At 64.2% G+C, this 18,699-nt stretch carries 16 protein-coding genes and 2 tRNA genes; 6 read left to right on the top strand and 12 right to left on the bottom strand.

The annotated features are described in order from the left end of the window. The first annotated feature begins 92 nt into the window (after positions 1 to 92). On the top strand, positions 93 to 449 hold the full coding sequence (locus H4V99_RS01715) for a thioredoxin domain-containing protein (RefSeq protein ID WP_134517604.1): 357 nt from the start codon (positions 93 to 95) through the stop codon (positions 447 to 449). Between the two features lie 449 nt (positions 450 to 898). On the opposite strand, the gene H4V99_RS01710 is transcribed toward H4V99_RS01715, so the two are convergent. The 3 genes from H4V99_RS01710 to H4V99_RS01700 all read right to left on the bottom strand — a co-directional run bounded on the left by H4V99_RS01710 (position 899) and on the right by H4V99_RS01700 (position 3,912). Further along, on the bottom strand, positions 899 to 1,321 hold the full coding sequence (locus tag H4V99_RS01710) for a DUF302 domain-containing protein (RefSeq protein ID WP_280674975.1): 423 nt from the start codon (positions 1,319 to 1,321) through the stop codon (positions 899 to 901). Positions 1,322 to 1,367: 46 nt separating this feature from the next. Beyond that, positions 1,368 to 2,906, bottom strand: coding sequence for a multicopper oxidase family protein (locus H4V99_RS01705; protein WP_280674973.1), 1,539 nt, complete (start codon positions 2,904 to 2,906; stop codon positions 1,368 to 1,370). A gap of 316 nt (positions 2,907 to 3,222) precedes the next feature. After that, positions 3,223 to 3,912, bottom strand: coding sequence for a metalloregulator ArsR/SmtB family transcription factor (locus H4V99_RS01700; protein ID WP_280674971.1), 690 nt, complete (start codon positions 3,910 to 3,912; stop codon positions 3,223 to 3,225). Positions 3,913 to 4,020: 108 nt separating this feature from the next. Between H4V99_RS01700 and H4V99_RS01695 the strand changes: the two genes are divergently transcribed. The 3 genes from H4V99_RS01695 (at position 4,021) to H4V99_RS01685 (ending at position 7,514) form a co-directional block, all read left to right on the top strand. Beyond that, a complete protein-coding gene (locus tag H4V99_RS01695) occupies positions 4,021 to 5,388 on the top strand; it encodes an MBL fold metallo-hydrolase (protein WP_280674969.1) in 1,368 nt (455 codons plus the stop codon). 83 nt (positions 5,389 to 5,471) lie between these two features. Next, positions 5,472 to 6,659 carry an MFS transporter gene (locus H4V99_RS01690; protein ID WP_280679881.1) on the top strand — a complete coding sequence of 396 codons (1,188 nt, stop codon included), beginning with the start codon at positions 5,472 to 5,474 and terminating at the stop codon, positions 6,657 to 6,659. A gap of 153 nt (positions 6,660 to 6,812) precedes the next feature. Beyond that, the gene (locus H4V99_RS01685; RefSeq protein ID WP_280674968.1) at positions 6,813 to 7,514 is read left to right on the top strand and encodes a hypothetical protein; all 702 of its coding nucleotides are present in this window, start codon (positions 6,813 to 6,815) and stop codon (positions 7,512 to 7,514) included. 231 nt (positions 7,515 to 7,745) lie between these two features. Here H4V99_RS01685 and H4V99_RS01680 read toward each other — a convergent pair. The 5 genes from H4V99_RS01680 to serS all read right to left on the bottom strand — a co-directional run bounded on the left by H4V99_RS01680 (position 7,746) and on the right by serS (position 11,546). Continuing rightward, positions 7,746 to 7,836 (bottom strand) — tRNA-Ser (locus H4V99_RS01680). Between the two features lie 86 nt (positions 7,837 to 7,922). Then, positions 7,923 to 9,215, bottom strand: coding sequence for an LCP family protein (locus tag H4V99_RS01675; RefSeq protein WP_280674966.1), 1,293 nt, complete (start codon positions 9,213 to 9,215; stop codon positions 7,923 to 7,925). Positions 9,216 to 9,276: 61 nt separating this feature from the next. After that, a tRNA-Ser gene (locus H4V99_RS01670) sits at positions 9,277 to 9,361 on the bottom strand. A gap of 89 nt (positions 9,362 to 9,450) precedes the next feature. Further along, positions 9,451 to 10,260 (bottom strand): HAD family hydrolase, encoded by an 810-nt coding sequence (locus H4V99_RS01665; RefSeq protein ID WP_280674964.1) that lies wholly within the window; start codon positions 10,258 to 10,260, stop codon positions 9,451 to 9,453. Then, entirely contained in the window at positions 10,257 to 11,546 is a 1,290-nt protein-coding gene (serS, locus tag H4V99_RS01660) for a serine--tRNA ligase (protein WP_280674962.1), read from the bottom strand. Before serS ends, H4V99_RS01665 begins: the two co-directional genes overlap by 4 nt. 50 nt (positions 11,547 to 11,596) lie before the next feature. Between serS and H4V99_RS01655 the strand changes: the two genes are divergently transcribed. Beyond that, on the top strand, positions 11,597 to 12,589 hold the full coding sequence (locus H4V99_RS01655) for a diacylglycerol kinase family protein (protein WP_280674960.1): 993 nt from the start codon (positions 11,597 to 11,599) through the stop codon (positions 12,587 to 12,589). 24 nt (positions 12,590 to 12,613) lie between these two features. Here the strand turns inward: H4V99_RS01655 and H4V99_RS01650 are convergent, their stop codons facing one another. Both H4V99_RS01650 and pheA read right to left on the bottom strand, forming a co-directional pair. Then, positions 12,614 to 13,231, bottom strand: a complete 618-nt coding sequence (locus H4V99_RS01650; RefSeq protein ID WP_280674958.1) for a hypothetical protein — start codon at positions 13,229 to 13,231, stop codon at positions 12,614 to 12,616. Beyond that, positions 13,228 to 14,175, bottom strand: coding sequence for a prephenate dehydratase (gene pheA, locus H4V99_RS01645; RefSeq protein ID WP_280674956.1), 948 nt, complete (start codon positions 14,173 to 14,175; stop codon positions 13,228 to 13,230). The genes H4V99_RS01650 and pheA overlap by 4 nt, the downstream gene beginning before the upstream one ends. 35 nt (positions 14,176 to 14,210) lie before the next feature. Here pheA and pgm point away from each other — a divergent pair, with 35 nt between their 5' ends. Next, positions 14,211 to 15,827, top strand: coding sequence for a phosphoglucomutase (alpha-D-glucose-1,6-bisphosphate-dependent) (gene pgm / locus H4V99_RS01640; protein ID WP_280674954.1), 1,617 nt, complete (start codon positions 14,211 to 14,213; stop codon positions 15,825 to 15,827). 280 nt (positions 15,828 to 16,107) lie between these two features. On the opposite strand, the gene H4V99_RS01635 is transcribed toward pgm, so the two are convergent. Both H4V99_RS01635 and H4V99_RS01630 read right to left on the bottom strand, forming a co-directional pair. Then, positions 16,108 to 16,803, bottom strand: a complete 696-nt coding sequence (locus H4V99_RS01635; protein ID WP_280674952.1) for an amidase domain-containing protein — start codon at positions 16,801 to 16,803, stop codon at positions 16,108 to 16,110. Between the two features lie 125 nt (positions 16,804 to 16,928). Further along, positions 16,929 to 18,623, bottom strand: a complete 1,695-nt coding sequence (locus tag H4V99_RS01630) for an amidase domain-containing protein (protein WP_280674950.1) — start codon at positions 18,621 to 18,623, stop codon at positions 16,929 to 16,931. Positions 18,624 to 18,699 lie beyond the last annotated feature (76 nt).

Genomic DNA, 18,699 nt, shown 5'->3' with positions numbered 1-18,699 from the left:
ACACGAGTTGGGGCGTGAAGTGGGTATGTGCCCCAGTCTCGCACATACCCCATATGGTATGCAAGATACCCCTAAGGGTATAGTCTGTGTGTATGGCTACTACCGATCTCACCGAGACCACCTTCGACGCGACCATTGCCCAGAGTCCCATCGTGCTGGTTGATTTTTGGGCGGAGTGGTGCGGCCCGTGCCGCAGTTTCGCCCCGACATTCACCGCGGCGTCTGAAAAGCACCCCGCAATTACCTTTGGAAAAGTCGACACCGAAGCCGAACAGGGATTGGCCGCAGCCGCGGGCATCCGCTCCATCCCCACGCTGATGGCCTTTCGGGACTCCGTACTCGTCTTTTCCCAGCCTGGTGCACTCAACGCGTCCAGCCTGGAAGAGCTCATTGCCGGCGTCGAGAACCTCAACATGGACGACGTGCGCGCCAGTATCGCCGCCCGATAAACCTCGCGCTCTGTGAAAAACCGCATGACCGCTTCACAGCAGGGTCACCTGGGCACGTCACTGCCCCCGCGTAAGTAAAATACTCCCAGGGGTATAATTCTTTGTGCAGTTCACCTTATTGAATGGAGATCCATTATGTGTCGTTCCGTCACCTGCAAAGTGTGCCAAAAAACAACGTGGGCGGGCTGCGGTCAGCACATTGATCAGGTCATGAGCGGTGTTCCACGCAACCAGCAATGCGCCGGGCACGTTAAAGAAAAATCAACCGGATCATTCTGGTCCCGGCTACTCGGACGCTAACGGCTGGTACGGCCGGGGGCGAGGACATCCTCGATCCGCGGTCGGGTATACGCGCAGCCCTCATATGTCAGAAGGAGCGCCGCCGCGCGCTGCTTTACACAGAATCAGCGGCACAGCCCTCACCGCGCTCTCGCGGGCCAGAGCGCGTATTAGTTGCTGCTGTTTTCTCCTTGGAGAGCGGCTAGCGCGGCGAGAAGACGTTCATCGGCTTGATCAGCAACGTTCTGTATCCCTGGGGAATTGCTCAACTGGACCATGGTTTGTGGGTTGATAGCTTGAACCGTAGTGTTATTCGCTGATGGGCTTCGTCGGATGACGACGTTGCACGGAAGCAGCAATCCCATGTCGGGCTCTGCGGTGAGTGCTTGTTCGGCGAGGGCCGGATTACACGCACCCAGGATCAAGTATTCGCCCAGTGACTGTGCGCTTTCCACGCCGAGTTTCGTTTCGAAGGTCGCGTGGACGTCGATTTCGGTAAGAACGCCGAAGCCCTGGTTGACTAGTTCTTCGCGCACTCTGGCGACTGCTTCTTTGTAGGGCAGCGAGACGGTGATGGTGTGTGCGTAGTTCATTGGTTTCTCCTGATTCATTTTTTCGAATTGATGGTTGCGGCTACTGTCAGTTTGCGGTGATGACGCCCATCATTCCGTTGTCTTCGTGGTCAAGAATGTGGCAGTGGTACACGGTACGTCCGCTGAAGTCGTCAAACGCGATACGTACGCGCACGGTGCTGCGTGCCGGGATGTTCACGACGTCCTGCCACATGATGGTTTCGACGGGCCGGCCTGACTGTTCAATGATCTGCATCGGCCACACGTGCAGGTGCATGGGGTGATCGAGCGGACTGGTATTCGTCAGCAACCAGTCCTCCACGCTGTCGAATTGCACGGTCGTGTCGACCCGGGTGGCATCGAATACCTGGCCGTTGATTGTGGCTGACATCATGCCCCCACCCACTCCTTCGCCCATGCCGCCATCCATGTTTCCACCCATGCCGCTGCCTGTGTCCCCGCCCATTGCGCCGCCCATATTTCCGCCCATTCCCATCGCGAAGATCAACTCGCGTCGAGCGGTTACGGTAGCCGTGCGAAGGTCACGCGGAACGGGCTGGCCGGGTATGGCGGCGACTGGGGCGACGTCGTCACCGGCTACGTGAAATGTGGCCAGCGCGATGTCGTCAGCTCCAGCGGAGCCTCCGACTCCCATCATCATTCCGCCGGACGTACCTCGGTCGTAGGTGTGGGCACGCAATACGGAGGTGCCGGCTGTGCCGGTGACGAGAAGGTCGGCCCGGTTCCCGGGGGCCAGCACGACCTCGTCGACGTCGTGCGCGGCTTCGAAACGTCCGGAGTCGATTCCGAGAAGGGACAGCTGCTGCCCGTCGAGACGTAGCCGCAGGTAGCGGGACACGCAGGCATTGATGATGCGCCATCGTTCCCGCTCACCAGGGCGGGCAGTCATGCTGGGGGTGAGTTGCCCGTTGACCAGGACGAGGTCTCCCTCGCGTCCGGACATTTTCTCCATCGCTGTGGCCGTTGAAATTGTTCCCGTGGAATCGAGGGTCATGTCGGAAATGACGAGGACGCGTTCCCGGCTGGCAGGGATAGGGTCGGGGTCTTCGACGATGATGGCGCCATAGAGCCCGCCGAATACCTGATCGGCCACGAAACCGTGATGGTGCGGGTGATACCAGTAGACGCCCGGCGGGTGATTGGCGGGCAATTCGTACTGATAATCAAAGGAGTCGCCGGCTTCGACGGTGACGAACATGTTGTCGCCTTTGTTCTCCGGCGAAACGTGAAGGCCGTGCACGTGCAGGTTGCTCGGATCGGCCAGACCATTACGAAGGCTGACGCTGAGGGTGTCTCCCGCTCGAATGCGCAGTGTGGGGCCGGGAACGCCACCGTTGTAACTCAGCGCACGCACGTCACGGCCAGCAATGGTCACTTGTTGGGGGGAAGACTCAAGATCAACGGTGAGAGTGCCGCTGATGCTTCGCAGCTCCGGAGGCTCCACGAGGTCGCTCCCGGACGGTATTGCCAGTGACGTCGTCGAGTAGATCCGTTGATTGACGAAGAAACCCGTTCCCCCCACAGCTGTGCCTGCAATCCCCACCCCGCCGAGGATCAGGGCACTACGGCGACTAAGGTTGGGCACTACCGGCCCTCCTCGAGCACCCGCAGCTGTTCACGCAACTGCTCCGCAGTGAGCTCCCCCCGAGCGAAACGCTCTTCAAAAATCCGCCTGGCACTGTCGGAATCAGCTTGCCTCGGAGCAGATCGCGTGTCATCGCTTCCGGATTTGTTCGACAAAAAACGAACAATGACATAAACCAGCACGGCGACACCCGCAATAGCTAGCAGGCCGAACCCCCAGGACCATCCCATACTTCCGTTACCCCACATCATCTGATCGTTTCCTTTCGTTTACTGATCCGCATTTCCACCATACCCCTAGAGGTATAGGTCGTGTATCAGGCGGCCACCTCGGCGGACACCGGCAGGCTCGCCAGTCGCCATTCCAGCATCCCCTCGTGCAACCGGGTCGCCCGGTGGCCGCCCTGGCGCAGCACGCCGACGGCCTCGTAGGCGAGCACGCAATACGCGCCACGGCAGTAGGCGACAACCTCACGGCCGAGCGGCAATTCACTGAGCCTGCCGCTGAGCTCCTCGAGCGGGATGGAGACGGCTCCGGTTATGTGCGCGGCCTGGTATTCCTGCCGCGGCCGGACATCCAACACTGTGACAGTCCCCGCCGTGACGCGGGCGAGGAGTTCCTCCCGCGTGATCTCCTCCTGCGCGTCGTCGCCTGAGCCAGGTTCATCGAGTCCGAGGTAGGCGATGCGCTTCGCTTCAACATCTGACAAGTGGGTCTGGGCGACCGCTCGAACTAGATCGTAGAGCCGGGCGACGTCATCCCCGGCAAGTTGGTAATGAATCCGGGTGCCCTCCCGGCGGGTGGTGACCAAACCGGCGTGCTTGAGGGTTTGCAGGTGAGCGGATGCGGTGGTCAGGCCCAGGCCGGCCGCGTTCGCCAGCGATTCCACTGTGCGTTCGCCCTGAGCCAGCAGGTCGATCAGTTCGAGGCGCTTGCCGCTGCCGAGTGCCTTACCAACGCGCGCGAACTGCTCGAACAACGCGGACTTCTTCTCACGATCACCCATGCGCTTCCTCCCGATTCCTTTCATACTAGTATCTTCTAGTAATCCATGGTTTTATGGAATATTGATCTTTCCCGTTTCTGGCGGGTCGTGCGATCAGAGGAGCGCCACATGGAAATGCTGCATCTTGTGCCCATCATCGACGAGGGGCTGGGTAATTCCACTTACCTCCTGGACATTGGCCGGGGGAGGGCTCTGGTGGTGGACCCGGAACGGGACCTGCGCCAGGTCCGTGCGGAGGCCCTGCGCCTGGGACTGTCCATCGTGTACGCCGCGGAAACACACCTGCACGCGGACTTCATCTCCGGCGTGCGCGAACTGGAAGAAACCGAACGCGCCACGGTACTTGCACCAGACGTGGGTCCGCGCGGATTCGCCCACACCGTACTCAACGACGGCGACACCATGGACCTGGATAATTTCACCCTGCAGGCGCTCGCGACACCCGGCCACTCACCCGAACACCTCTCCTACCTGCTCCTCGACGACGGACGCATCGCCGGCGTTTTCACCGGGGGGTCGCTGATGGTCGGAACCGCTGGCCGCACCGACCTGGTCAGCCCGGAAATGACCGTTCCGCTGGCCCGAGCCCAGTACCACTCGCTGCACCGGCTGATGGAACTACCCAACGACACCCCGGTCTGGCCCACCCACGGCGCCGGGTCATTCTGCTCGGCCGCAGCCGGTGGCGAACGGATGACCACAATCGGCCGCGAACGGGCGACCAACCCGCTGCTCCAAGTGAACGGTGAGGACGCGTTCGTCGATGCGCTGCTCGGCTCCCTCGGCACTTTCCCTGACTACTTCCTGCGCCTGGGCGAGATCAACCGGCGGGGCCCAGCCGTTCTCGGAATCATTCCGCCGCTGCCGGCCCTGTCCGTCGACCGCGTGATGTCGTTGCACGAGCAGGGTGCCCAGATCGTGGATGCTAGGCAGCCTGCGGACTTCGCGGCCGGGCACATCCCCGGCTCCCTGTCCATCGCGCTGCGCCCGGTGTTCGCGACCTGGCTCGGCTGGCTGGCCGAGCCAGACCGGCTGGTCATTATCGTGCGGAATTCGGATCAGGATCCCGAGGACATCGTCTGGGCGGCCGCGCAGGTCGGCTTCGACACCCTCGCCGGCGAACTCGACGGCGGATTCCCTGCGTGGAAGAACTCCGGCGCCACGGGATCGCTGATCGATGCCCGGAGCATGGTCTCCGGCGCTGAAGCCTCAGCCACCGTGCTCGACGTCCGCCAGGCCTCGGAGTACGCGGCAGGTCACGTCGCCGCCGCCTGGAACATCGAACTGGGCGACCTCGCCGGGCGCCTCGGCGAGGTCCCCACCGGACCCCTCGTCGTCATGTGCGGCCACAGCGAACGCGCCATGAGCGCGGCGAGCATCCTCGAGCGCGGCGGTCGAACCGCCGTCGCCGTGCTCAACGGCGGCGCCGCGGACTGGGCCCGTGAAGCTGGTCGCTCGCTGGAGACCGGACGATGAGCCGGACGCCAGGCCGTGTGGACCAACGGAAGGGCGTCGGCCGCGTGATCACGCTGGGTCTGCGGCAGAACTTCCCCCAGTTCATGCTGCTCGTCGCCGTCAACGCCCTGGTCGGCGGCACCCTCGGCCAGGAGCGCACCGTGCTGCCTCTGCTGGCGGACGAGGTCTTCCACGTCGATCGGTATACGGGCGCGCTGACGTACATCCTGGCCTTCGGCCTGGCCAAGGCCGGCACCAATTACTTCGCCGGCACCCTCTCCGACAAGTACGGCCGAAAGCCCGTGCTAATCGCCGGCTGGCTGATCGCCATTCCTGTGCCGCTTATTCTGATCCTCGGCCCGACCTGGGGCTGGATTGTCGCGGCCAATGTGATCCTCGGCATCAGCCAGGGACTGACCTGGTCAACCACCGTGATGATGAAAATGGACCTCGTCGGCCCGAAGCAGCGCGGCCTGGCCATGGGCTTCAACGAGGCGGCCGGCTACCTCGGTGTCGCAGCCACGGCCCTGGCCACCGGATACATCGCCGCCGAGTACGGGCTGCGCCCCGGCCCGTTCCTGCTCGGGGCAGCCTTCATCGCCCTGGGGCTCGGACTCTCCGTGCTCTTCGTGCGCGAAACACATCACCACGCGAAGGCCGAGGCGGCCAACCATATGTCCGTGCACGCCCACGCCGGCTCCCTCAGCGACCGGCAGGTCTTCACCCTCACGAGCTTCCGGGATCGCTCCCTGTCGTCGATCAGCCAGGCCGGGATGGTCAACAACCTCAACGACGGCCTGGCCTGGGGACTGTTCCCCATCCTGTTCGCCGCCGCCGGACTCAGCATCGAACGCATCGGCATCCTGGCCGCCGTCTACCCGGCCGTCTGGGGAGCCGGCCAACTGATCACCGGCGGGCTCTCCGACCGGATCGGCCGCAAATGGCTGATCGTCGGCGGAATGATCGTGCAGGCGGTCGCCCTAGGCATGGTCGCCGTCGGGGACAGCTTCGGCATCTGGCTGGCAGCCGCCGTGCTGCTCGGCGTCGGCACCGCCATGGTCTACCCGACACTGCTCGCCGCGATCGGCGACGTCGCCCACCCCGAATGGCGGGCCCGCTCGGTGGGCGCCTACCGCCTGTGGCGTGACGGCGGCTTCGCGGTCGGCGCGCTACTGTCCGGACTGATCGCAGACGCCTTCGGCATTCCGTCCGCCGTCGCCGTGGTCGCGGCCCTGACCGCCGCATCCGGATTCATCGTGGCCGTGCGGATGCGCGGAGACGACCACCCCTGAATAGGCATCGCCTGCGCACGAGCGTGACGCTCGCGTTCAGCGTGTATCACGTGGCCGAAATGGGATTCCGCTCACCACCAACTGACCCGGTCCAAGGTGGCGCACAGAGCGGAACTCTTGCGGGCACTCCCCCGGAATCTGGCGGTTCTGACCGTGCCCCGAAAGGACCGCAAGGCAGCCGACACCGGCGTGCCGGTCGACGAGGAAACGCCCGAAGACGATGCCATCCTCCCCAGCGACTCAAACCCCGTGCGTCAAGCCAAAGAACTGCGGGACCAGCGTATCGCCGAGCGGGAAAAGTATCGCGCCAAGCCCAAGGGCAAGCGACGACCCGATGGGTCACGCCAATACCTCTATCCCAACCCCAAGAACTACGACGGTTTAGCCTTCGACCACAAGACCGGTGAACTCATCGAGCCCATCCGCAAGAAGACCATCGTGGTACCCGCGGGAAAAGACCCCGCCAAGGACAAAGCCCTGAAGTATGGGCAGACCTACCCCCACAAAAGTCCAGTGTGGAAGGGCTACTACGGACTGCGCAACACCGTCGAAAGCCAGAACGCATTCATCAAGGACTCCGCAACCGAAGACATTGCCTCCCCCATGAAACGACGCGCCCGCGGCAACACCTTCGCATCGGTTTCCGTCACACTTGCGCTCGTCTCCGCCAACATCCGAAAGATTCTGTCGTTCATTCAGAGTGAGCTCGCCCGAGTGCCTCTGAACTCAAAGAACAAGTCCTCCGCGAGCACGTACTATTCCAGCGCTGAGATGGCTTCGGTGACGCCACCCACCGACAAGGTACCGTCACCGTCACCGTCACCACCGTCACCACCACCACCACCACCCAGCTAGGCCGCCCGGTCGTCAACAATTCCGTTACCTGCATTAGAAGTCGCTTCGCCCTGCCAAAAACAGGGCGCAGCGGTGTTTAACCGCCGGTCACGCCCGGATCACAGCGTTTCTTGGGACGATCACTCTTGGAATCCGCGCTTTAACGCAGAAAACCGGCGATGCGATCGCCGGTTTTTTCTTGCCATATGAATTTCGTGAACAAATCACCGGAATTACGTGAATTCCTCACTGCGGAGACGGTGGGATTTGAACCCACGGTACCCCGTAAAGGGTACTCCACCTTAGCAGGGTGGTGCACTAAGCCGAACTATGCGACGTCTCCTTGATGCCTGCCGAGGCAAACATACCTGTCTATCCTAGCCGACCCGAGCGGCCTTCGTGACGACCCCACCCGTCACGGCCGTCGGGCTACTGATCCTGAAGTGTACGCCCGGACGTGCAGGTGTAATCTGCGGCCGTCTGACCGGTGACGGAATCGTCCAGAACAGAAACCGAAGGATCTGTTGCAGCGGGGGTGGACGTGTCCGTCGCCGGGGCCGTGGTCTCGGTGGGCGCAGCCGGGTCTGCCGTGGGTGCTGCGGTCTCAGTGACCGGCGCATTCGGGTCTGCGACGGTTCCCCCACCAGTGGTTCCGCTCAGCTGAATCGGCTCATCGGCAGCAACAGCGGTGAACATATCTTCAAAGGCAGGCTGCGACGGAATGACACCACCCTCAACGTTGCCGGTGGGCACCTGCACGAACACGACCTGGCTCAGGTCAATGTCCTTCAGTGCCACGGCGATCGAGGCAATCACCGAGACGTTGTTGAGACTGTCGGACAGCCGCATGTTTCCGGTGACCGCCTTGGCCAGGGAGTACACCTTGGTCGGATCGGCGAGCGTGTCGGCGCTCTTGATCGTGCGCACGAGCGACGACATGAACAACTGCTGGTTGTTGATGCGGGTCAGGTCGCTGCCGTCACCAACGCCGTGGCGGGTGCGCAGAAACTGCAACGCCTCAAAGCCCTCCAGCGTGTGCTCGCCGGCCGCAAGGAACGTGCTCGTGTACTCGTCCTCGATGGGTTCGGCCACACACACCGGCACTCCGCCGACAGCCGTGGACATGGCCATCACGCCGCTGAACTGCACCTCGGCGGCAAAAGGAATGCTGAGCCCGGTGAGCTTCTCGACCGTGGCCACGGTGCAGGCCAGCCCACCATAGGTAAGCGTGGTGTTGATCTTTTGCCGGCTCATGGCGTTATAGGAGCCGCTGCCATCCACCTTGTTGCAGGAAGGAATGGGAACGAACATGTCGCGAGGAAAGCTGATGACGGATGCGTTGGTGTGATCTTCCGAGATATGCAGCAGCATGGTGACGTCGTTGAGGTCACCGGTGGAATCTTCCGGACCGAAAATCGCGTCCTGGCCCACGCGACTGTCACTACCCACCACGAGCATGTTCACGCCACCGTCAATGGCACCAATCTGCGGAACAGGACCGTTCGTCTCATTGTCGAGATGCACACCGTCCTGTGCGCTGGCAGCCACATCAAACGTGGCGATCGCGGCGACAGACACGCCACTGACCAGGACCACGGCCAGACTTGCCGCCACAAACCGGGCCACCGTCTTGAACGCACTCGACCTCTTCAACCGACCATGACGGGCGATCGTGTTGAGGTTTCTCGAGCCAGTCGAACGGGGGCGCAGTTGGTCGCTCACTCAGGTCCTTTCATCGGCGTGCCGGCCATGACACTGGGTTACAACATTTATTACTGCACTGCGGAGGGCGTGGGATTCGAACCCACGAGACATTTCTGCCCACCAGTTTTCAAGACTGGCTCCATCGGCCGCTCGGACAGCCCTCCCGGTTCGTCCGAAGATGAACACCGCCTGATTCTAACCGACGGGCGCGGTTCAGACTGACACAACGACCTGTACAGGTGCTGCATGCACTCTAGAGCGTGGCCAAAACGAGCGCAAGCCCATCGACATGCACGGTGCCGGTCACCTCATTTGCCGACTCCAGCACGTCGTCGGGCGACTCACCCATTGCCACTCCTCGACCGTGTTCGGCGGCCCACGTGAGCATGTCGATGTCGTTGCGACCATCACCAACGGCCATCACCCGCTCGCGCGGAATGCCAAGCTCCAGACGCACCCGCTCCATGGCGGTGGCCTTGTTCACGCCATCGGGCGCGATGTCGAGCCAGGCAGTCCACCCAATCGCGTAGCTCACCCGACTGAGGCCCATGCGCTCCACGATCGCGAGGAAGTCCTCCATGTCGTGATCGGGTGAAATCACCACCACGCGGGTGGCGCGGTGTCGCATCAGCTCGTCAAAATCGACGCGTTCGCTCTCCATGCCGATCGTGGCATCGGGAATCGGTTCGGTGTAGCGATAGAAACCGTGCTCGTCTTCCACCGCAAACCGGGCGTTCGCAAGGTGCGGGCGAATCGAGTTGAGCACATCGCTCGGGTCGAAGGTTTCCACCCATTCCCGCCGGTAACCGAGCGGCGCACTGGCATCGCGGTGCATCGTGATGGCGCCATTGGAGCACACCACGTAACGCGGAGTGATGTTCAGCCGCTCAAGCACGGGCAGCGCGGCTGCAGCGGAACGCCCGGTGGCGAGCATGACCGCGTGTCCGGCCGCCTCGAGTCGCTGCACCTGCTCCACCACGGAGTCACTGATCGACCCATCGTCATGCATGGTGGTGCCATCAATGTCGAGGGCAATGAGCCAACGTTCGGCGCTCACGCTCATTTCGCCACGCTCCCCTGCTTCGCCGCAAGGGGTCGGAGCACCTCGAGGCCACCCAGGTAGGGGCGGAGGGCCTCGGGGACGCGCACCGAGCCATCTGCTTGCTGATGCGTTTCGAGAATGGCCACGATCCACCGGGTGGTGGCGAGGGTTCCGTTGAGGGTCGCGACAGGTGCGGTCTTGCCACTCTCGGTGCGATAGCGGATGTCGAGACGCCTAGCTTGGTACGTGGTGCAGTTACTGGTGCTCGTGAGCTCGCGGTAGGCGCCCTGCGTGGGAACCCAGGCCTCGATATCGAACTTGCGGGCGGCGCTCGACCCCAGGTCGCCGGCGGCCACGTCGATGACGCGGTAGCTGAGGCCGAGGGATTGCAGCATGCTCTCCTGCAGGGCCACGAGGCGATCGTGCTCGGCCTCGGCGTTCTCGGGCAGAACGTAGGTGAACATTTCGAGCTTGTTGAACTGGTGCACCCGAATGATGCCGCGGGTGTCCTTTCCGCCCGAGCCGGCCTCCCGGCGGTAGCACGTGGACCAGCCGGCGTAGCGGAGGGGCTCGTCACTGAGGTCGAGAATTTCGTCTTTGTGGTACCCGGCGAGCGCGACCTCGCTGGTTCCGGTGAGGTAGAGGTCGTCGCCGGGCAGGTAGTACACCTCATCGTTGTGCTCGCCGAGGAAGCCGGTGCCGTCCATAATTTCGGGGCGCACCAGCGTGGGGGTGATGAGGGGAACGAAGCCGGCGTCGAGGGCACGGTCCAAGGCCATGTTCATCAGGGCGATTTCGAGACGGGCACCGATGCCCTTCAGGAAGTAGAAGCGCGTTCCCGATACCTTGGCGCCGCGGGCCATGTCGATGGCGCCGAGCAGCTCGCCGAGCTCCAGGTGGTCGCGCGGCTCAAAGTCGAACGTGGGGGTGTCCCCGTGCGTGCGCAGCGTGACGAAGTTGGCCTCGTCGCCCGCGGGCACCCCGTCGATGATGGGGTTGGCGATGGTGCGCACGATTTTCGTGAAGCGGTCCTCGGCCTCCCCGGCGACAGCGCCAGCAGCCTTCACGCCCGCGGCAAGGCCCCGCGCCTCGGCCACAAGGGCCTTTTTCTGCTCGGGCGGGGCCGACGCCACGGTCTTACCGAACACGTTCTGGGCGGCGCGCAGGTCTTCGAAGGCCGTGATCGACGCGCGCCTGGCGGCATCCGCTGCGAGCGCCTCATCAACGGCCTCAACAGAGTCGCCACGGGCCTCCTGCGAACGCTTCAAGAGGTCAGGATTTTCACGTAACAGCACCGGATCAATCACACGGCTCAGTCTACAAGCGCGTTCGGGCAGGGTCGGCTACCCTAGGCAGCGTGACAGCCTCCGGGACTCCTCAGCGTTCGCCGCATGCCGCGGTGGTATTCAACCCCATCAAGGTTGACATCGACAAGCTGCGTCAGAGTGTTGCCGCCGCCGCCGCGACACACGGCTGTGCTCACATCGAATGGTTTGAGACCAGCGAAGCGGATGCCGGCCAGCACGCCACCGAGCGGGCCCTGACCGCGGGCGCCACGCTGGTGCTCGCTGCCGGAGGAGACGGCACCGTTCGGGCCGTGGCGGAGACCCTGCGCGATTCCGGAGTGCGGCTCGCCATCATTCCTGCCGGCACCGGCAACCTGCTGGCGCGCAACATGCAGCTACCGATTGGCAACCTCGATGCCGCCACGGACATTGCCTTTGGCGGCGTGGACCGGGCCATCGATGTGGGCGTTGCAGCCATAAAGCGCGCCGACGGAGAGACGAGTGAGCACGTTTTCCTCGTGATGGCCGGGCTCGGAATCGACGCGGAGTTGATCGCAAATACCCGCGCCGACCTGAAGAGACAGCTGGGCTGGCTCGCCTACGTGGACGCGGCGATGCGGGCGATTCCGCAGAGCAAGCCCTTCGGCATCCGCTACAGCGTGGGCGGGCGTACCGACCGACCGGCACACGTGAGCGGAATTTTGGTGGCCAACTGCGGTCTGCTGCCCGGAAATATTCAGCTCTTGCCCGATGCCTTGCTCGATGACGGCATTCTGGATATTGCCGTGCTCCAGCCCAAGGGAGTGTTTGGCTGGCTTACCATCTGGCGGCGCGTCACCTGGGAAAACGGTGTCCTGCGGCGCTCGGCGGTGGGGCGACGCCTCATTGAGCGCACCGCGTCGACGAACGAACGCGTGATGACCACGCTGCGCGGCGCCGATATTCGCATCGTGGTGGCGCAGCCTCAGCAGTTCGAAATCGACGGTGACGAATTCGGCCGGGTGCGTTCGGTGTCGCTCAGCGCCGACTCCGGCGCGCTGCTCGTGCGCGTTCCCGCGACCTAAGCGTTCTCAGCGCTCTCAGCGCTCTCAGCGAGCGGATGCCGAGGCCGCCCTTACCGCGGAACCTGCGTGACGCGTGCGCCAGGTCCAGGCGTGCCAGAAGAGGAGCCCGATAACCGTAGCCAGGCCGGCAGCCAGGGTAAACGGAGAGAACGACAACAGGAGCTGAAGCGACGCCATGCTGAACTGTTCCTGAGCGACGTCAAACCCGGTAGAGCTTCTGGACATCGAGATCGACACGGCCTTCATATGTCCCCAGACAGCAGTGAAAACCAGCACCGGTCCGAGAACCCAGAGGCCGATAATGAACGGGTTGATGCTCCGGGTGCTCCGCTTCACTTCAGCTACCTCATCGGGAAGAATCTCCACGAGTGCGGCGGGCGCAGCGGATGCGGTGGCGTCGCGGATCGCCTCCAGCCGGGCCTCGAGGTCGGCGAGGAGAGCGGCCTGCGCCCCGGCGGGTGCTGCAGCGGGCTCCTCCGCCACGGTCGCCGCCGGAGCGGTTGGAGCGCGATGCGAACCGGCCGGAGGCGACGGGTGGGCCGGCACCGCGGCATCCGCTGGTGCGGCTGATCGATGCACGCTCGGCTGATAACCGCGCTGAAAACGCGATTCGTGGCGCGGGTCGAACACCGGTTCCGTCACGAGCTGATCGATTCTCCCTCGATGAGGGTGCTGAGCCAGTCGCGTGCCTCGATGAAGATTTCGTCGTCGTAGCGCGAGGTGAACTCGTTCGGGGCCTTGTCGGCACGGGGGTACGAGCCGAGAAAGAGCACGTTCGGGCTGGAGCGGCGCAGGCCGAGGAGGGCGTCACTCATGCGTTCATCGAGAATGTGGCCGTCGGCATCGATGACGAAACGGTAGCGTCCGAGGGCATCGCCGATGGGGCGCGACTGGATCAGGCTCAGGTTCACACCGCGGGTGGCGAACTGTTCCAGCAGTTCCAGCAGGGCACCGGAGCGGTCCTCGGGCAGTTCCACGATGAGGCTTGTCTTGTCGGCGCCGGTGCGAGCCGGAATCTTTGTCGTTTTGGCCACCAGCACGAAGCGGGTGACGGCATTGGGGTTGTCGCCCACGTCGGTGGCGAGCACGGCCACGTCGTAGTGCTTATCGATTCCGGGCGGGGCGATGGCGGCGTCGGCGAGTCCGTTTTCGAACAGGGAGCTCGCCGCGGCCACGTTGCTCGACGCGGGAATGTGTCCGTGGTTGGGAAGATTGCGCTCCAGCCAGCTGCGGCACTGGGCGTAGGCGACCGGATGCGCATTAATCACGCGCACCTGCTGCAGCGTGGTGCCTGGGCGGGCCACGATATCGAACTTCACCGGCACCAGATATTCCCCGATGATGCGCAGACCGGGAACGCTCGCGAGAGCATCCTGCGTGGCCGACACGCCGCCGTCGACGGAATTTTCAATCGCAATCATGGCTGCAACACTGCGACCGGTTATCACGTCGGCGAGCGCTTCACCCACGTTGTTCACGGCTCGCCACGGCTTTCCCTGCGCCTCGGGGACCTGTGCAAGGGCCGCTTCAGTGAAGGTTCCGGCGGGTCCCAGGAAGCTGTAGGTGACATTGTGGGTCTCGGGCATGGCTCACAGCCTACTGTGGGTGCCAGTATTGGCATATGAGCGAACGCGCAGGAACTCCGGCCCAGGAATCAGATCTGATCGATGTCGACGCATTAGTAAAGGCGTATTACGACCTGAAACCCAATGTTGATATTCCCTCCCAGCGAGTGGTTTTCGGCACGTCCGGGCATCGCGGCAGCTCACTCAACACCGCTTTCAACGAGCACCACATCATGGCCACCACCCTGGCGATCGTGGAATACCGGGCGGGTCAAGGCACCACCGGGCCCCTGTTCATGGGAACCGACCCGCACGCGCTGAGTGCGCCGGCGTACACGACCGCCCTTGAGGTTCTCGTGGCCAATGGTGTTCGCGTTCTCGTGGACGAGTTCGATGATTACGTGCCCACCCCGTCCCTGTCCCACGCGATTTTGGCGTACAACCGGGCGGAGAACGGCGACCTCGCCGACGGCATCGTCGTCACCCCGAGCCACAACCCGCCCATGGACGGCGGCTTCAAGTACAACCCGCCGCACGGCGGTCCGGCCGATAGCGACGCCACCTCCTGGATCGCCAACCGTGCCAACGAACTCATTGCCGGCGGCCTCGTTGACGTGAAGATGAGCGAGCCGAGCGCCGTCGAAACCTACGACTTTCGCGGCAACTACGTAAACGACCTCGAAAACATCATCGACATGGCCGCTATTAAGGCCAGCGGAATCCGCATCGGTGCCGACCCGCTCGGCGGGGCGAGCGTGGGCTACTGGGGCGCGATCCGCGACCGCTACGACCTCAATCTCACCGTGGTCAACCCGCACGTTGACCCCACCTGGCGCTTCATGACGCTCGACTGGGATGACAAGATTCGCATGGATCCCTCGAGCGCGTCGGTGATGGCATCCGTTGTGGCTCACAAAGACGAGTACGACCTGCTCACCGGCAACGATGCGGATGCCGACCGGCACGGCATCGTGACGCCTGACGGCGGCCTCATGAACCCGAACCACTTTCTGGCCGTGTCCATTGACTACCTGTACAGCCACCGCGACGGCTGGCGCCCCGATGCCGCCGTGGGCAAGACACTCGTCTCCTCGACCATGATCGACCGGGTCACCGGCTTTCTCGGCCGCGACCTGTGGGAAGTTCCGGTGGGCTTCAAGTGGTTCGTGCCGGGCCTCATTGACGGCTCGGTGGCCTTCGGCGGCGAGGAGAGCGCCGGCGCCAGCTTTGTGCGCTTCGACGGCACGGTGTGGACCACCGACAAGGACGGGATTCTGCTCGCCCTGCTCGCGGCGGAGATTCTCGCGGTCACGGGCAAGACCCCCTCGCAGCGCTACGCCGAGCTGGCCGAGCACTTCGGTGCGCCGGCCTATGCCCGAGTGGATGCCGCGGCTACGCCCGCGCAGAAGGCCGCGCTCGGCCGCCTCAACGGTGACGCCATTACCGCCACCGAGCTGGCCGGCGAGAAGATCACCGGCAAGTTCAGTGTGGCGCCCGGCAACGGTGCCGCAATTGGCGGCGTGAAGGTGACGACGGACAACGCGTGGTTTGCGGCACGTCCGAGCGGCACCGAAGACGTGTACAAGATTTACGCCGAGTCGTTCCTTGGCGCAGAGCACCTCGCGCAGGTTCAGCTCGAGGCCAAGGCCATCGTGGACGCCGCTATCGCCTAGCCGGCGGCCTGCGCGGCGGCCCGGCAACAGTCGCGGCACTCGGCGTGGCGGCCCGGCAACAGTCGCGGCACTCGGCGTGGCGGTCCGGCGAGGGCTGCGGCGTGCCACAGTCGCGGCCGGCAACAGTCGCGGCACTCGTTTGGCCGGCTGGCACTCGGCGCGGCGGCCCGGCAACAGTCGCGGCACTTGTTTGGCTGGCTGGCACTCGTTCAAACTAGTGCCCGCCGGTCAAACGAGTGCCGCGAGAGTAACCCGCCCTGCGCGAGCGGTAAACGTGGGGCTAGGGGATGCTCCAGTAGTACGCGGTGCCGCCCGGGTGACGCTCGGTGATGGCGAAGTCCACGGAACGGTAGTCCGTGTCTTCCGTGTGGCCGGCGTAGTAGATCACGATGTTGTCGCCGCTACCTTCGATGCGGGAGACGACCCCGGTGTGATCCCGGTCACCCGAGTTATCCCAGTCGAACTGAACGATGTCGCCCAGCTTCACCTGGTCGCGCTGGTCATCGGTGAGCGCCGTGGCTTTGCCCGTGTCGGCAATGTAGTTCATGAGGGCGGTCGAGCTACGCCAGGCGGCCGAGGACGCATACGCGTCGCCGTTGAGGGGACTGTTCCAGGTGGCATCCATCTGCCAGCCCCGCACGATGAGTGCTTGGCTGGCGAAGTTCACGCAGTCGTTCTCACCGAGCACACCGTAGTCCGCCGCGTTGTAGCTGCTCCAGTGCGCGAGGGTGTAGTCGAGCTGCGCCTGAACCGCGGGGCTTGATGCCGTGGCGTTGGAGGCTGCGACAGGTTCCGGGGTGGCTGTGGCCGTGGGGGCGGCGCGAGGGGCGGCATCCGTTTCAACAGGTGCGGACGTGGCAACCGGCGTGGCCTCGGTGGGCGTGGCGGCCTGCACAACGAGGGCGGTGGCACCCACAGCGACGACCGCCGCTACGGCTGCGGCCGCGCCGATCTTCTGCAACCGGGTAAACGCCACGTGTGCCTCAATTCTTGGGTAAAGAGATCGGTTTTGAACGTCTCACCTCAAGACAACCACAAACCGCCTCTGGGGCGAAACACCCGCGCTCGCACTCAGCAGATTCAGACCTGGGGCGGGGCTGGTTACTTGATGCTCCAGTACGAGACGGTGCCACCAGAGTTCGCCAGTGACTCGTCGACGGACTGACTGATGGTGTTGAAGGTGTGACCGGCGTATTCAACCTGCACGCCGGCATCCGTTTTGATGACGGCCGTGACGATGCCGGTGTGGTCGCGGTCTCCCGAGCGATCCCAGTCGAACTGCACAATATCGCCCACTTTCACCTCGGAGCGCTGCTCGTCGGTGAGGGGAAGCGCGCGCTCAGGGTGAGCCAGCAGGTACGCGTCGAACGCGGTGGAGCTGGCCCACGGGAGGCTGTAATTGTTGGTTGCCAGGTCGAAGGACCAGGCGTCATCCATGGTCCAGCCGCGCTTGATGAGCGACTGGCTCGCGAAGTTGACGCAGTCGTTGCCCCTGAGGACGCCATATTCGGCGCCGTTGTAATCGTTCCAGTGGGCGTTCACGTAGGCCATTTGGGCCGTAATGCGGGGGTCGGGAACGTAGCTGAACATCAAGGGTTCCGGAACAGCGGATGCCGTGGGCGCGGGCGCAGACCGGGCGTCCGGTGCAGGCGTGGCCATGGGAGCCTCGGCCATGACGACGAGTGCCGTGCCGGCCGCGTTGAGGAGCTCCACCGGAACGACACCGGGGTCGTAGTCGGTCGATGCCGGAGTCTCAATCGTGATGGTGGTCTCGGTTGCGGCCACGACGGTGCCCGCGTTGGCCCCGAAGGTGACCGTGGCGACGGTGTCGAGGTCGGCTCCGGTGAGCGTGACCATGGTGCCCCCGGTGACCGGACCCGTTGACGAGCCGTCTTCGGGGATCGGCGTCACGGAATCGGCGGAGACCATGCTGCTGACGGTGGGTTCGGTCGCCACGACGGGGGCGGGGGCGACGCTGGCCGAGGGTGTCGGCGCGGAGGCGGCTTGCGAGGCGTTCCCCGACGCTCCGGCTGAGTTACCCGTGTAGGCGAGCCCGAGTGCAATGACGATGGGGGCACAGGCCAAGGCCACGGCGCTGATGAGCACGACGTGCCGGCGACTCTTCGAGCGGATGGCGCCGGCCGGGCGTCGCGCACGACGCTTGGTCGTGGCCAGGTGGCTCTTCAGTGCGGCGCGGCTGGTGAATGTGGGTAGGAGATTCGGGCTGGGTGTCTCGGGCGCGGTGGCGGCGATGAGGGTGGCCTGCGCGTTGAGGGCCGGGGCGGGAGCCGCAGCGGGCGCGGCGAACGCGATCGGTTCGGCGGCGACTGGTTCGGCGGCGACTGGTTCGGCGTTGCCGACGGGCGCGATCGGTTCGGCGGCGGGTTCTGCGTCCGCGACGGCGACGGCATGTTCGGCGGCCGCGACCGTGGGCACGACGGGTAGGGCAGTGCCAGCAACGAGGATCGCGGGCACGACGACAGCATTGGATTCAGCGGCAGCGGGCGTCACAGGTTCCAGAGCGGCAATGGCGAGCCTCGACTGAGCCAGAGCCTCGCGTCGAGTCAGGTACTGCACGGGCGGTGAAGCGGTGCCGGCGGCCGTGTCGGCACCCATTTCCGCGCCGTTGTGCGGGCCACGGCCAAGCTGGGCGATCCCACTGTCGGCGACAGACATCTGCTCGGGGGCACCGTGTCGTGGAGTGCTGCGCGGCGTGTTGTGGGGTCCCTGATCGAGCTGGTCGCGGGGGCGGCTGTGACGCTGGTCGCGGTGTTCTGGGCTGGATTCGGGGCGCACGGATTCGATTCTGTGTTGCTTTCGGGGTGCCCCCACCCAAACACAGGGTTCTTGGCAATTCCCTGAGTGCGGCGTG

Origin of the sequence: Cryobacterium sp. CG_9.6 (assembly GCF_029893365.1) — a bacterium.
In the GTDB taxonomy this organism is placed as follows: Bacteria; Actinomycetota; Actinomycetes; order Actinomycetales; family Microbacteriaceae; genus Cryobacterium.
Note: the sequence above shows the minus strand (reverse complement) of the source record. Positions and strands in the feature narration are given on the sequence as shown.